The following is a 12,836-nucleotide window of genomic DNA, read 5'->3' on the forward strand; positions in this document are numbered from 1 at the left end:
TGGTCCTGGTCCTCTCGGAGGGACGGGAGGTCGTCTCGCGGCCGAGTGTGACGGGGCGGTGGACGCAGCACGAGCATGCCATCAACTGACAATGGTTGTCATAAGCACTCCGCTGACGGCCCCTCGGATTCATACAATCGGAATGTGTAGGTCCGCAGTCGGCCGCGGCCAGCTCCGTTCAAGCGCCCCCGCGTGGACACCCGGGCTCATGGGCCCGCTGCGCACCCCCGCCTCATACGGAACGCGTACGCACTGCCGGGACGTACACCGCCCTGCGACGCCCCCGTTTACGGCGTGGAGGGGGAGGCGGCATACGTCATTTGCCGTAGGCGATATGGGGAGCGAGGCGGCCTTGAAAATTCGTTGGCGCCGCCGTCGGTTCCCTGGCTAGCGTGTCGGCGACAACGGACGACCCCTGGGTGCGCCCCTGCGGCGCCGCCTGTGACGACACGGGAGGTGAGGACCTTGGTGACTGTCGCGGTTCCGGGCCCGACCCGGCTTCAGAAGAACACCGATCCCACTTCCGCGGTCTCCGGCTGACACTCCGACACCGTACGCAGCACACGTACGCGGGCGCCGCCGCGCGCCCTCCCACCGGGGACCGCCCTCCCGAAGGGCCATCCCTCTCTTGACTGCTTCTCCTCTCTCCCCCTACGGCTGGGACGCCGAGTGGGAGGCCGAGTTCACCTCCCGCGCCGCACGCGGGCTCGTCCCCGGCCGCGTCGTACGGGTCGACCGCGGCCAGTGCGACCTCGCCACCGAGGCCGGTCCGGTCCGCGCCGACACCGCCCTCGTGACCCCGCCCGACCCGCTGCGGGTCCTCTGCACCGGCGACTGGGCCGCCGTCGACCCGGAGGGCGGCAGCCCCCGCTACGTACGGGAGTACCTGCCGCGCCGCACCGCCTTCGTGCGGTCCACGTCGTCCAAGCGGTCCGAAGGGCAGATCCTCGCCGCGAACGTGGACCACGCGATCGTCGCGGTGTCCCTGGCCGCCGAACTCGACCTCGCCCGGGTCGAACGCTTCCTCGCGCTGGCCTGGGAGTCCGGCGCCCAACCCCTCGTCGTGCTCACCAAGGCCGACCTCGTGCCGGACCCCGTCGGCCTGTCCTACCTCGTACGGGACGTGGAGGCGACCGCCCCGGGGGTGCCGGTGCTGCCGGTCAGCGCCGTCACCGGAGACGGCGTCGACGTGGTGCGCGCCGTCGTCGCGGGCGGCACCAGCGTGCTGCTCGGCGTCTCCGGCGCCGGCAAGTCCACCCTCGCCAACACCCTGATCGGCGAGGACGCCATGGAGGTCCGGGCGACCCGGGAGGTCGACGGCAAGGGCCGTCACACGACCACCACCCGCAACCTGTTCCTGCTCCCCGGCGGCGGGGTCCTCATCGACACACCCGGTCTGCGCGGGGTGGGCCTCTGGGACGCAGGGACCGGCGTCGGCCAGGTCTTCGCCGAGATCGAGGAACTGGCCGGGCGGTGCCGCTTCCACGACTGCGCCCACCAGGCGGAGCCGGGCTGCGCGGTGCTCGCCGCCGTCGACGGCGGGACGCTGCCGCAGCGGCGCCTGGAGAGCTACCGCAAGCTGCTGCGGGAGAACCAGTACATCGTGGCCAAGACCGACGCCCGCATGCGGGCCGAGATGCGCCGCGAGTGGAAGCGCCGCGGCGCCGAGGGCCGCGCCGCCATGGAGGCCAAGCGGGGCGGCGGCCCCCGCCTCCGCTGACGGCACCCCGCCGAACCCCGGGGCGGATGCGTTCCGGGGATGGGCGGGGAGGGCCGCCGGGGGCCGTGGCCGGGGGCCGGTGCCGTGGCCGTGGCGGCGACTGGGGAGAGGGCCTGCCTGGTGTGCGGTGGCCGGGGGCCCGTGCCGTGGCCGGGGGCCGGGGAGAGGGCCTGCCCGGTGTGCGGTGGCCGGTGGCCGGGGCCGGGGGCCGGTAGCCGATGCATGGTGGCTGGTGCCGGTCGATTCGGCGACCTCGCGGGCCCGCTCCCGCTGGGCCCGCTCCTCGCGGGCCGCCCCGGGTCAGCCGCGGCGCGGCCGCGGCAGCCGGCGCCCGGTGCTGGTGCCACGGGCAGGTGGCGGGCGGCGCCTTGGCGGCGGCGGGTTAGCGGGCGGCGGGCTGTGGGCCGGTGGGCTGTGGGTCGGTGGGTCGGTGGGTCGGCGGGTGGCGGGTGGCGGGTGGCGGGCGGCAGGTCGGCGGGCGGCGGGCGGCGGGCTGCTCCCGTGTCCTGCCGGCCGGTGGCGGGGCGGAGCAGGCCGTCCTTCTCGTCGAGCGTCGCGGGTCACCGCAGGTCTTCCTATGGCGTGGGCCGCCGTCCCCTTGCTTACGCCGAGGGGCGCCGTCCCCCTTCCCGCGCCGCGGCGCACCGCGCCTCACCCCCTGCCGCCGGGCACCTGGTGCTTTGCGGCGCCGTCCCGGTCAGCGCGTGACCCAGCCCCGCTCGTACGCCTGCCAGCCCAGTTGCAGCCGCGTCGTCACACCCGCCAGCTCCATCAGCCCCTTCACCCGCCGCTGCACCGTCCGCAGGCCGAGATCCAGCTGCTTCGCCACGCTGGCGTCCGTCATGCCCGCCAACAGCAGCGAAAGGACCTGCAGATCCGTCGCGTCCGGGCCCGACCCGCCCGCCTCGGCCGGCTCCCCGCCGCCGCCGAGCCGCAGCGGCACCGCCTCCCGCCACACCGCCTCGAACAGGCCCATCAGCGACTCCAGCAGCCCGCTCGCGTGCACCACCAGGGCCGCGGGCTCCGCCCCCCGCCCCGTGAGGGGGACCATCGCCATGGACCGGTCCGCCACGACCAGCTTCGTCGGGACCCTGTCCACCACCCGCACCTGCTCACCGCGGCCCAGCGCCGCCCCCAGCTCGGCCACCCCGCCGGGCAGCTCCGTCACCTCACGCTCGACCACCACCCGGTACGCCACGCCCCGCACCGCGGCCCGCTCCTCGGCGTCGTTCTCCGCGCCCGCCACCACGGCGGGCCGCCCCGTGACGAGGGCGCACACCTCCTCCGCCGCACCCAACTGGAGCTGCAGGAACCGGTGCGCCACGGCGCTCCCCCCGGTCACCACCTCCACCAGATCGTGCACCTCCGGCTCCGCCGCCTCCGCCCGGTACTCCCTCGCCAGCAGCGCAGCCGCCAGTTCCGCCTGCTCCAGCTCGTGCCGCTGCTGGGTGAGCAGCGCCCCGAGGGCCACCCCGGGCGGCGCCGCCACCCACCGCCCCTGCCGGTACGACGAGCGGGCCGCGAGACCCTGCGCCTCCAACCGCCGGAGCGTGCGCTCCGTCTCCGGCTCCGGAAGCCCCAGCCGGTGCGCGAGGTCAGCGACCCCCGCCGCGCCCAGCGCCACCAGCGCCCGGTACGCCGCCTCCCCGCGCTCGTCGAGCCCTATCGCCCCCAGCAACCTGAACCGCCCCTCCACTCGATGCCTCGGCGCCGCCGTGGCGGAAAGCGGCCACGGCGCAAACCCGCCGCACCCATCATCCCCACACCACCCGCCCCTCTGCCAGGGTGGCGCCACGGCCGCCCCGGCAGCCCCGCCCTCCGCCGGCGGTGCACGGCGGCGGACCGCTCCCCGACCGTGGCCGCGCCCCAGGGTGTCGCGCTGCGCGACTCCGCGCGCGACGAGCGCCGGCCACGCGGGCCCGCCGGGCGGGACGGAACCCTCCACAGGGGGGAGGGCGCCCGGCGGGCCCTTGCACGATGACCACTTTTTCCCGAAGCCCCGGTGCCGGGCACCCCCCGCGGGGGACAATGCAGGGCATGAGTCCACAGGGGGACAGGCACTCCGCCGGCGCCGACGACTGGTGGGACAAGCTGTACGACGACACCGCCCCGGACACGGCCCCGGCCGCGACGGGCGACACCCTTGACGACCGCTTCGACTCCGCCTCCGGCACCTTCGCCCCAGGCCACGCCCCGCCGCCCTACCGGCCGCCCTCGCCCTGGGAGGCCGCGCCGCCCCCGGGCCCCCGCACCTTCCCCGGCGGGTCGCACCCGCCGGCCGTGGAGCAGGCCCCGCCGGAGGGTCCCGCGCCCCGGCCCCGGGGCGTCCCCGGGGCCCGCCCGGGCGGCGCGCCGCCCCGGTCTGCCGGTGAAGGTTCCGCAGCCCCCGAGGGCCCGGCACCCCGGCGCGACCCCCGCGCCGTACCCCGGCCGGACACCGGCCCCGGCGGCGACAGCCGCACGACGGCACCGGACCGTGCCGGCACGGGCGCTGACACCCCTTCCGGCACGGACTCCGAGCCCCGCCCCGCCACGGGGCCCGCCTCCCACTCCCGCACGGGGCCTGACCCCCGCTCAGGTGCCGACTCCGAGGCCGCCGCGCCGGCGGCCTCCGCCCCCGGCCCGGTCTCCGGCTTCGATCCCGGGCCCGCACCCGGCACCGCCTCCGGCTTCGAGCCCGGCCCCGGCCCCGTGCCGCAGCGGCAGTCCGGTGGCCGCACCCTGCCCCGCATGCGCTTCGCCAAGGCCCTCCGCCCCGACGACGGGTCCACCCGGAGCCCCGTACCCGCCGCACCCGCCGAGGACGCGGTGCCGCCGCGCCGGGCGTCGTACGTCGGGGACGGGCCGCCCACCTACGAGGCGGAGCCGACGGCGCTGCCGCAGGCCTGGCCGCACGAACTGGACGAGGCCGCGCCGGACACCGTGCTGGAGGGCGCCCGCTACGGCGCCTTCACCCTGCGGGCCGCGTCCGTGCGCGGTGACTCCGCGCGGTACCGCGGCGAGTCCCGGCGGGACGCCCTGCTGGCAGCCCGGTTCGGCACCGGGGACGGCGCCCTGGTGCTGGTCGCCGTCGCCACCGGTGCCCGCGCCGTCGACGGCGCGCACGTCGCGGCCCGGGACGCCTGCCGGTGGATCGGCGAGGCCGTCGGCCGCAGCCACGCCCGCCTCGCCGACGACATCCGCGCCGGACGCCGCGAGGACCTCAAGTCCGGGCTGCACCGGCTCACCGACCGGGCCTACGGCAGGCTCCGCGCCCGCGCCGCCGAACTCGGCTTCCCCCACGACGCCTACACCGCGGACCTGCGCTGCCTGCTGCTGCCCGCCGACGCCGACTGCCGCAACCGCATCTTCTTCGGCGTGGGGCCCGGCGGGCTGTTCCGGCTGCGCGGCGGTGCCTGGCAGGACCTGGAGCCGCCCGCCCCGGAACCCGGCGCCGTGACCGGGGCACCCGTCGTCGGCTACGGCTCGCCGCCGCCCGGCGCCGACACGGCCGCGACGGGGAATCCGGCCGCCGCCGGGGACCCGGCCGCGACCCGCAGCGGAGCGGCCGGTGCGGAGCAGGTGCAGGACGCGCCCCTGCCGGAGACCGACGGGCGCACCATGCGACTCGGTGTCACACCGCACCCCGGCGCCCCCTACATCGAGGGCCCCCTGCCGCCGCCCGCCGTGCCGTTCCGCTTCCGCGCCTCCATCGCCCGGCCGGGGACACCCTGCTCCTGGCGAGCGCCGGCCTGGCGGAGCCGCTGCGCTGCGAGCCCGCACTCGCGGCCGAGCTGGCCACCCGCTGGGCGCCTGCCGGACCGGGGCGGGAACCGCCCGGCCTCGCCGCGTTCCTCGCCGACACCCAACTGCGGGTGAAGGGGTACGCCGACGACCGCACGGCGGTCGCCGTCTGGGAGGCGTGACCCCGCGCGCGGCGCGCACGGGTCCGACCACGGCCCGGCGCACCGCCCACGACCTGCCATGACGGCAAGCTCCGGCGCCGGGCCGCCCGCGCGCCGCGCGGGCCGGCGACCGAGGCCCGCCACCTTGACACCCTGCCGTGCCCCACTGCTCCCCTCCGTGCGCCTGCTCGTCGGTGGTTCGCAGGCGTGACCCGGGTGAGGCAAGGGCATGGATCCCGTGAGCCTGTTCGAGGGAAAGGTCCAGTGACGTGGTGGGGGCTATGAGTGGGCGTCAGGCAGAGGCAGTCGGACCCATGGCGGACGGGCGTGACCGGGGCGGGGTCCGGATGACGGGGGCGATACGCCTCCGCCGGGATGTGAGGGCGGGGGACCTCACGGCCGTCGCCGGGGTGCGGCGCGCACTGCGCGAGTTAGTCCGCACCCGCATACCGGCCGACACCGCGGACGTGGCGGAGCTGCTCGTCAGCGAGCTGGTGACCAACGCGCTCCTCCACACCGGCCACGGGGCGGTGGTGACGGCGACCCTGGGCCCCAGCGCCCTGCGGGTGGAGGTGCGGGACTTCGTCCCCGAGCTGCCCGATCCGTATGTACCGGTCCCCGACGAGGGCACCCACGGCAGAGGGCTGCTGCTGGTCCAGGCGCTGGCCGACGCGTGGGGCGTGCACACGCAGGGCGTCGGCAAGGTGGTCTGGTTCGAGCTGTCGGATGTGAAGCCCCCGGCCTGAGCGGACACCGAAGGGCCCGCCCTGCCCGGAGGCTGACGGACCCTTCGAGTGGTGACGCGGCGGAGCTCAGCCGAACTGCTGCTCCAGACTCTTCAGCTTCTCCTCCAAGGAATCGAGTCGGGGAATGGCCTGGGTGTCGTCCTCCGCGGTGAGGTCGACCGTGCGGGGCTCAGGTCCCTTCACGGCCTGCAGGGAGGGCCGGGAGCGGTGCGGCAGCTGTCCCTGCTCTGCTATGGCGGGCTCCGCGACGGCAGCCGACGCGGAGCCCGTGGCGGAGTTCAGGTTCTGCACGTCCACCTGCCGGCCGCCGCGCCCGAGGTTCCAGGAGCGGTGCTGGCGGTTGAAGGCCCGGAGCCTGGCCCGGTCCAGCTTCTGCTGCTCGCGCCGCTGCCGGCGCAGCTGCTGCTTCTCCCGCTTGTCCTCGCGGACCTCCTCCACGGCCTCGTCCAGGGTCCGTACGCCTTCGAGGAGCATCAGCGACCAGGCCGCGAAGGTCTCCCTGGGCGCCCGCAGCCACCGCACGATGCGGATCTGCGGCAGCGGCCGCGGCACGAGGCCCTGCTCGCGCAGCGCCGCCCGGCGGGTCTGCTTGAGTGCCCGGTCGAACAGCACGGCCGCCGACAGCGACATGCCCGCGAAGAACTGCGGGGCTCCGTCGTGTCCGATGCCGCGCGGGGCGTGCACCCAGTTGAACCAGGCGGCCGCCCCGGCGAACAGCCACACCAGCAGCCGGGAGCCGAGCGCGGCGTCGCCGTGGCTGGCCTCGCGGACGGCGAGGACCGAGCAGAACATGGCGGCCCCGTCCAGCCCGAACGGCACCAGGTACTCCCAGCCGCCGGACAGGTTGAGGTTCTGCCGGCCGAAGCCGACCAGGCCGTGGAACGACAGGGCGGCGGCGACCGCCGCGCAGCAGAAGAGCAGCAGATAGGAGGCGATGCCGTAGACGGCTTCCTTGCGGCGGCGGCGTTCCTCGCTGCGTTCCCACGAGTCGTCGGCCGCGGCCTTGTCAGCGGCGCGCTTGCCGCGCGCGAGCACCGCCACCGCCGCCACGGCCCCCGCGAGCATCACACCGCCGGGGAGCAGCCAGTCCAGCGATATGTCGGTCAGTCTCATGCGGTGTCCCTCGCATCGCAGTAAAGCGTTCGGTGCGCCATCTTGGCCGACTCACGCGGTGCGTCACGGGGTTTCGAGGTAAGAGAACGCCATTGGGGCGACAGGGCATACAAATAGGTGCGATCGGGTCGAACTTGCTTCCGTAGGGCGGGGGTTGCGTTCGATTGAACCCACTCGGGAGGGTGGTGTGCCCACGGGGGAGCCCGCCTCCTGTGAAGGGCCGGGACAGCCCGAAGAGGGCCCGGAAGGGCCGAGGGGGCGGAGGAAGGCGGCGGGGCGGGGTCAGCCGGCGGCGGACGCGGTGAGTTTGCGCACCCGGTCGGCGTCGCAGGTCCTGGGGCAGGTCACGCAGGTGTCCTCGGGCCGCAGGGTGTAGAAGAGGCAGCAGCTCGCCCGGTCGCGGGTCGCCAGAGAGCGCCCGTCGGGTGCCGTGAGCTCCCGGAACCCCGCCGTCCCGACGTACGGCTTCGCCGTGCCCGGCAGCAGCAGTTCGAGCTCGGCCATGGCCCGCGGCTCCTCGTCGAGCAGGCCCGCGACGTACCAGAGGCCCTCGACGACCTCGTCCGTCGCCATCCCCCACAGGGCCCGGCTGCCGCGCCGCATCCGGGGCCGGAAACCGTCGAGGACCGGCCCGAGGTGCTCGGCGACCGCCGCCCGCACCTCGGCGCGCAGCGCCTCCTCGTCCGGCACGACGCGGGCGCCGGGCAGAGCGGCGGCGGGGTCGCCGGGAAGGCACGCGAACTCCCGCACCCGCACGGACATCCGGCCCATCGCGCGCTGGAAGGCGACACCGTCGACGGGCACCCGCGGCACGCGGCGGTGCAGGAACCAGGGCACCGTCACCAGCAGGCAGGCGGGCCAGGCGTACCGGTGCAGACCGAAGCTGGCCACCACGTCGGGGCGGGCCTGCCGTCCGTAGTCGCGCAGCACCTGCGCGGCGTCCCAGGACAGGAAGGCGTCCAGAGCGTGGCCGCCCGCCGCGAGCTCGTCCGCGCGGACCCAGCCGCCGCCGCTCGGGAGCTCCTCGCCCTGGCCGGGCTCATGCACGCGCAGGCCGGGGAAGACCGCCGACAGCCGGGCGTACGAGGCGGCGACGGGGGACGTGAAGGGGGCGGGCAGCAGTGCGGTGACGGACATGCAGGGACCACCGATTCACGATCGTTTTCAGGTAAGCCTTACCTTACCCGATCTGATCGATGTGTGGACGGCGACCCTCTGCGCCTATCGTGCACACGGGCCCTCTCCACCGCGAGCCGGGCCGGTACGCCAGCACCAGGAGGACCCGAGTGGAGCAGGGCAGCGGACGCGAGGCCGCGGCACCGGAGGCCGCCCCGGCCCGCGCCCACGCAGACGAGCCGTCCGGGCCCGAGGAGCACTCCTCCGGCGCGGACGGCGCGGCTCTGAAGCCTGCGGGCCCTGGCGCTGACGGTGCGGCTGCGGTGCCTGTGGTGCCTGCGGTGCCTGCGGTGCCTGCGGGCCTCGGGTCGAGCAGTGGCGGTACGGCTCCGACCGCCGAGGGCCCTGGGCGGCCCGTTGTCGATGGGACTCGGGTGCTTGAGCCGCTTGGGCGGAATGGTGCTGTGGGGACTCCGGCACCGGAGCCTTTTCAGCGGAAGGCTGCGGGTGCGACTCCGGCGCCGAAGCCCTTTGGGCGGAAGGGTGCGGGTGTGACTCCTGCGCCTGAGCCTCCTGAGCCTCCTGGGCGGATCGGTGCGGGTGGGGCTCGGGCGCTTGAGGACCCGCGCCTGGGCATGAGGGATGCGGCCGCGACGGCTGGGGGCACTGCCTCCGGTACCGGCGACGGTGCGGAGACGACCGCTGAGGCCCCGGGCTCAGGGGCGGATCGTGCGCCCCGGACGGCCGGGCCGTCAGCCCCTGACGCCGGCGCCCCTGCGGTCCTGACCCCCGAGGACCCGGGCCCCGGTGCTGAGGCCGCGCTGCCGACGGCTGGAGGGACCTCCTCCGCCGGCGCAGGTGCGACGACCGACCCGGGCCGCGGGGTGGTGCCGGCGGCTCGCACGGCCGGTGACCCGGCGCCCGTCACGGCGGGAGGCGGCGTACCGGCACCGGAGGGCGCGCTTCCGCCCGCGGCGCATGCTGCCGTGGTGCCCGAGGGAAGGGACCCCGGTGTGCCGCGAGCGGCCTCGGCGCCCGAGATCCCGTGCCCCCGCCCCTCCCGCGCCCTGGTGCAGCGGCACTCGGTGCGGGGCCAGGTGCTCCAGGCCCTGCGCGACGCACTCGTCGGCGGCGACCTCGCACCGGGCGAGGTGTACTCCGCCCCCGCCCTGGGGGCGCGGCTCGGCGTGTCCGCCACCCCCGTGCGGGAGGCGATGATGCAGCTGGCCCTGGAGGGCGCCGTCGAGGTCGTACCGAACCGCGGCTTCCGCGTCATCGAGCGCACCCGGCGGGAGCTCGCCGAGCTGGCCGAGGTCCGCGCCCTGCTGGAGGTGCCCGTCATGCTGCGGCTGGCCCGCACCGTGCCGGCCGCCCGCTGGGCCGAGCTGCGCCCGCTCGCCGAGGCCACCGCCGCCGCCGCGGTCCGGGGCGGCCTCGCCGGGTACGGGGAGGCGGACCGCGCCTTCCACCGCGCCCTGCTGGGCCTCGCGGGCAACGAACAGCTCGTCGCCGTCGCCGACGACCTGCACCGCCGCTCCCAGTGGCCCCTGGTCAGCCAGCCCGTCACCCGGCGTGCCGACCTCCTGGCCGACGCCGCCGAGCACGGAGCGCTGCTGGACGCCCTGGAGGCAGGGGACCTGGACGTCGTCGAGTCGCTCGTCAGGGAGCACTTCACGGGCGCCGCGTACTGAGCCGGAGGAGGACACGTGCGTGCTGCCGTGTGGACGGCCGCCAACCAGCTCGGCGTGGCCGCCGGCACCCCCGCCGAACTGCTCACCGCCCTGCTGGTGGCGCCCCGCCGCGCCGCCCGCGTCGAACTGCCGGGCGACGACCCCGGCACCGCCGCGCTCGCCCGCGACCTGCGGGCGCTCGGCCGCCTCGACGTCACCCTCCACCCGCCGTCCGCGCCGCCCGCCGGGACCCCGGCGCTTCCGGACCTGTCCGACCCGGAGGGGTCTGCGCCGCCGACCCGCTGCGGGTCACCCGCGCCTACGAAGTGTCGCGGGGCGACCATGGCGGCCTGCGCGCCGCGTGGCTGCGTTGCGGGCAGGCCCTCATAAGGCCCGGGCAGACCCCCGCGGGGCGCGCGCTCGCGCTGCGCGCCGCCCTGCCGGACGACGCCGACCCGCGGCTGGAACCCGTCCTCGGCAGGCTGTCCGCCGGCACTCCGTGGGAGGCGGTGCGGACCCGGCGCGCCCATGCCGGCGCGCTCGCGACCCGCGGCGGCCGACTGGCCGTGTCGGAGGACCCGCGGACCAAAGCGCTCGCGTACCTGCCGGACGGCACCGGCCTGCGCCTCGACGAGCGCGGCCGACTGCACCACACCGCCGGGCACGGCCCCGCCGCGCGCCTGGCCCTGGCCGTGGCCGCCACCCTCGCCACGCACCCGGCGACAGCCCTGGCCGCCGCGGCCGACGCCACGCTGGGCCCGACGATCGTCACCGGTGACCGCATGGGCTCCGTGCACGCCTTCAGCCTCGGCGGCGTGCGCCAGGCCGCGCCGCACTCCGGCCGGGTGACCGCCCTGACCGCGTACGGTTCCCGCGTCTACAGCGGCGGAGCCGACGGCACCGTACGGCTGCGGGGCGCCGCGGCCCCGGTGGCGCGGCGCCCGTACCCGGTGGTCGCGCTGCACGCGGGCCCCGGAGGGCTGGCGGTGGCGTGGGCGGACGGCCTCGTGGAGCTGCACGGCGAGGACGGCGGGGTCCACCCCTTCCGCCCGGGCCCGCCGGTCCGCGCGGTGGCCCTGCAGGAGCGGAGCGTGTACGAGACAGGCGAGGACGGGAAGGCCGAGCACGGGCAGGGCGAGCACGCGGAGGAGCGGCCCGGGGAGGGGGAGCGCAGGCAGGGCGAGCACGCGGAGGAGCGGCACAGGGAGGGGGAGCGCAGGCAGGGCGAGCGCGTCAAGGACCGGTACGGGAGGCACCGGCACGAGAAGGGGGAGCACGCGCACGGCGAGCAGGAGAGTGGCGGGCACAGGGCGGGTGCCGTGCTCACCGTCGCCACCCCCGACACCCTGGTCACCCTGTTCAGTCGGTGAACGGCCTCCCGGTCATGCAGTGACCGGTCACCCTGTTCAGTCGGTGAACGGCCACCCGGTCCTGCGGTGACCGGCCACCCTGCTCAGCCGGCGAACGGTCACCCCGGTCCTCATCCGGTGCACGCGGCCCGCGGGCGGCACCCGCGCGTCACGGACGTTCCTCCTCCCGCGCCGCACGCGTCCGCGACCGGTTCTCCTTGCGGAGCGCCTCCGCCAGCTCGGCCTTGGACATGCGGGAGCGCCCGTCGATCCCCATGCGCCTGGCCATGGCGTACAGGTGCTCCTTCGTGGCGTTCTCGTCGACCCCTTCCCCGCTGCGGGCCGGCTTGTCGCGCGGCGTCGCGGCGCGCGGATCGGACGGCCCCTTCCTGCCCTTCTCCTTGGCCTGCCAGCGGTCGCCGACCTTCTCGTACGAGTGCTTCAACGCGCTGAACGCGACCCGGTGCGCCCGCTCTCCCTCGCCGTACTGGTCGACGGCGGAGTCGTGCGCCTTGATCCAGGTCCGCTGGGCCTTCTTCGAGGACCGCTCCAGCGTCGACGGCAGCTCCTCACGCCCGGGCATGCGCCTCACCTCCGGAAGAAACGGGTGCCTGGGACGGGACGCCGGACGTGTGCCCCGCCCCGCGGGGCCGAAACGGTCCTACGCCGAGCTCAGCCCCTCCAGCAGGTACGCCACTTCGAGACCCGCTTCGAGGTACCCCACGAACCTCTCGTTGTGCAGGGCCCACGGCGAGCGGCGGCGCCGCACCAGTTCGATGGCGCGGGGCGCGCCGGCACCGGTCAGCTCGCACACGGCGCGGGCGGCGACCAGGCCGGAGCGGTTGTACCCGGCGAAGCAGCGGACGAGGGTGCGGTGGCCGGCCCGTACGGCCGCGGCGGTCAGCGCCGCGGCGTCCAGCACCGCGTCGATCTCGGCGGGGGTCAGCGGGCCGTCCGGGATCTCCCGCACCTCGTGCCGTACACCGGGGTGCGGCCCGTGCCCCGGCTGCGTGTACAGGCTGACGACGAGGGCGAACTCCCGGTCCACCACAGCAGGCCGCAGATGGCCGAAACCGTCCGCCCAGACATGGCCGCCCATCCAGAGCCCCGGCAGGATCTCGTCCCAGGCGCTCTGCGGAGCGGGGACCTCGCGGTCCGGCCGACCGGGTGTACGCATGCTCGCCCTCCCAGCTCATCGTCGCTCCACCCGGGCGGCCCCGCCACCGCCGGCGCGGCGG

10 protein-coding genes and 1 pseudogene are annotated in these 12,836 nt (G+C 76.3%); 6 read left to right on the plus strand and 5 right to left on the minus strand.

The window, feature by feature from the left end:
- Nucleotides 1-628: 628 nt before the first annotated feature.
- Nucleotides 629-1,720, plus strand: coding sequence for a ribosome small subunit-dependent GTPase A (rsgA, locus tag L6E17_RS04080; protein WP_236239355.1), 1,092 nt, complete (start codon nucleotides 629-631; stop codon nucleotides 1,718-1,720).
- Nucleotides 1,721-2,417: 697 nt separating this feature from the next.
- On the opposite strand, the gene L6E17_RS04085 is transcribed toward rsgA, so the two are convergent.
- Nucleotides 2,418-3,398, minus strand: coding sequence for a helix-turn-helix domain-containing protein (locus L6E17_RS04085; protein WP_236239356.1), 981 nt, complete (start codon nucleotides 3,396-3,398; stop codon nucleotides 2,418-2,420).
- A 359-nt stretch (nucleotides 3,399-3,757) separates the two neighbouring features.
- Between L6E17_RS04085 and L6E17_RS31360 the strand changes: the two are divergent.
- A pseudogene (locus tag L6E17_RS31360) lies at nucleotides 3,758-5,625 on the plus strand (protein phosphatase 2C domain-containing protein).
- 293 nt (nucleotides 5,626-5,918) lie between these two features.
- Nucleotides 5,919-6,350 carry an ATP-binding protein gene (locus L6E17_RS04095; RefSeq protein WP_236239357.1) on the plus strand — a complete coding sequence of 144 codons (432 nt, stop codon included), beginning with the start codon at nucleotides 5,919-5,921 and terminating at the stop codon, nucleotides 6,348-6,350.
- 66 nt (nucleotides 6,351-6,416) lie between these two features.
- Here the strand turns inward: L6E17_RS04095 and L6E17_RS04100 are convergent, their stop codons facing one another.
- Together L6E17_RS04100 and L6E17_RS04105 are read right to left on the minus strand one after the other, a co-directional pair.
- Nucleotides 6,417-7,463: a DUF2637 domain-containing protein gene (locus L6E17_RS04100; RefSeq protein WP_236239358.1), complete on the minus strand. Its 1,047-nt coding sequence runs from the start codon at nucleotides 7,461-7,463 to the stop codon at nucleotides 6,417-6,419.
- A gap of 282 nt (nucleotides 7,464-7,745) precedes the next feature.
- Nucleotides 7,746-8,600, minus strand: a complete 855-nt coding sequence (locus L6E17_RS04105) for a (2Fe-2S)-binding protein (RefSeq protein WP_236239359.1) — start codon at nucleotides 8,598-8,600, stop codon at nucleotides 7,746-7,748.
- A gap of 863 nt (nucleotides 8,601-9,463) precedes the next feature.
- Between L6E17_RS04105 and L6E17_RS04110 the strand changes: the two genes are divergently transcribed.
- Genes L6E17_RS04110 through L6E17_RS04120 form a run of 3 tightly spaced genes read left to right on the plus strand, consistent with a single transcriptional unit; the run spans nucleotide 9,464 to nucleotide 11,619 of the window.
- Nucleotides 9,464-10,270, plus strand: coding sequence for a GntR family transcriptional regulator (locus L6E17_RS04110; protein WP_374108983.1), 807 nt, complete (start codon nucleotides 9,464-9,466; stop codon nucleotides 10,268-10,270).
- Between the two features lie 15 nt (nucleotides 10,271-10,285).
- Nucleotides 10,286-10,639, plus strand: coding sequence for a hypothetical protein (locus L6E17_RS04115; protein WP_236239360.1), 354 nt, complete (start codon nucleotides 10,286-10,288; stop codon nucleotides 10,637-10,639).
- Complete coding sequence (locus L6E17_RS04120) at nucleotides 10,576-11,619, plus strand: hypothetical protein (RefSeq protein ID WP_236239361.1); 1,044 nt, start codon at nucleotides 10,576-10,578, stop codon at nucleotides 11,617-11,619. Before L6E17_RS04115 ends, L6E17_RS04120 begins: the two co-directional genes overlap by 64 nt.
- A gap of 148 nt (nucleotides 11,620-11,767) precedes the next feature.
- On the opposite strand, the gene L6E17_RS04125 is transcribed toward L6E17_RS04120, so the two are convergent.
- Together L6E17_RS04125 and L6E17_RS04130 are read right to left on the minus strand one after the other, a co-directional pair.
- The gene (locus tag L6E17_RS04125; protein WP_236239362.1) at nucleotides 11,768-12,181 is read right to left on the minus strand and encodes a ChaB family protein; all 414 of its coding nucleotides are present in this window, start codon (nucleotides 12,179-12,181) and stop codon (nucleotides 11,768-11,770) included.
- 78 nt (nucleotides 12,182-12,259) lie between these two features.
- On the minus strand, nucleotides 12,260-12,775 hold the full coding sequence (locus L6E17_RS04130) for a protein phosphatase (RefSeq protein ID WP_236239363.1): 516 nt from the start codon (nucleotides 12,773-12,775) through the stop codon (nucleotides 12,260-12,262).
- Nucleotides 12,776-12,836 lie beyond the last annotated feature (61 nt).

It is taken from the genome of Streptomyces sp. CC228A (assembly GCF_021390935.1).
Lineage (GTDB): Bacteria > Actinomycetota > Actinomycetes > Streptomycetales > Streptomycetaceae > Streptomyces.